This window comes from Hydrogenophilus islandicus, assembly GCF_054657095.1.
Genome location: NZ_BAAHXE010000068.1, coordinates 1 through 1,081, shown reverse-complemented (window position 1 = coordinate 1,081; position 1,081 = coordinate 1). Strand labels below are relative to the sequence as shown.

Sequence of the window (1,081 nt, the reverse complement as noted above, 5' to 3'; positions counted from 1 at the left end):
GACACCTTCGTCATGGACAACAGCGATACCAAGAAGGAGGACGTCGGCCACACCTACCAAGGCGTTGATGGCTATTGCCCGATTGCGGGCTACCTGGGCAACGAAGGCTGGAACATGGGACTGGAACTGCGTGCCGGGAACTGGCATTCGGCGCTCGAGACCGAGTACTTCTACGAACGGGCGTTTCCTCGGGTCAAGCGTTTGGTCAGGGCGGATCAACCCGTCCTGATGGTCGAAGACAGCGGCTTTGACAGCGCGCGACTGCTGTTCGCCAAAGCGGAAGAACGCGACGCCTGGGCGCGTGATGGGCGCGTATTGGAATTCGTCACGAAGTGGAACCCAAGAAAGCAGGACAGAACGGCCTGGGTCAAGCGGGCCGAGGAAGCGAACGCCTTTGAAGTGACCCGACCAGGCAAGCGGGTGGGACTTCTCGACCTCCAGGTCGAGCGCGCCTGGCAGAAACAAAAGCGCACCTTCCGGCTGATCGTGCGGGTGACCGAGCGCACCATCGACAAGAAGGGACAACACCTGCTGGTGCCGGACATTGAGATCGAAGGCTGGTGGACGAGCCTCACCCTGCCGGCTGTGGAGGTGATCGAGCACTACCGGTATCACGGCACACACGAACAGTTCCATGCCGAGATCAAATCTGACCTTGATCTGGAACGGTTGCCGTCGGGCAAGTTCGACACCAACGACGTGATCCTGCATCTGGGGGCATTCGCCTACAACTGCCTGCGCCTCCTTGGCCAATTGGGCCTGACCGGCGAGATTGCGCCCATTCGCCACCCGGCCAAGCGCAGAAGGCTCAAGACGGTGTTGCAGGAGATCATGTACCGGGCGGCGAAGTTTGTGGCACATGCCAGAAAACTCATTCTCGACTTTGGCCGCGGATTTGCCGGCCATGTGCAGGTGTTCGTCGCGCTTCAGCAGCGATTGTTGCGAGCGGCATCGCCATGACGATGGTCGGGCTGAAACCCACCCCAAGGACGGATTCCGCTGCGGTGGAAGGTAGCCCTTCGCCTGAAAGCTGCAATATGACGTAACGCCGTCCCGACAAGGCCGACTTTTGCGGGCAAAT

Annotated in this window: 1 protein-coding gene; it reads left to right on the top strand. The window is 60.2% G+C overall.

All coding sequences use genetic code 11. The features are described from left to right. Window positions 1-960 (top strand): IS1380 family transposase (locus tag ACYQ6T_RS10675; protein WP_459830688.1); only part of this gene is annotated, 960 nt, incomplete at its 5' end. Window positions 961-1,081: the final 121 nt, after the last annotated feature.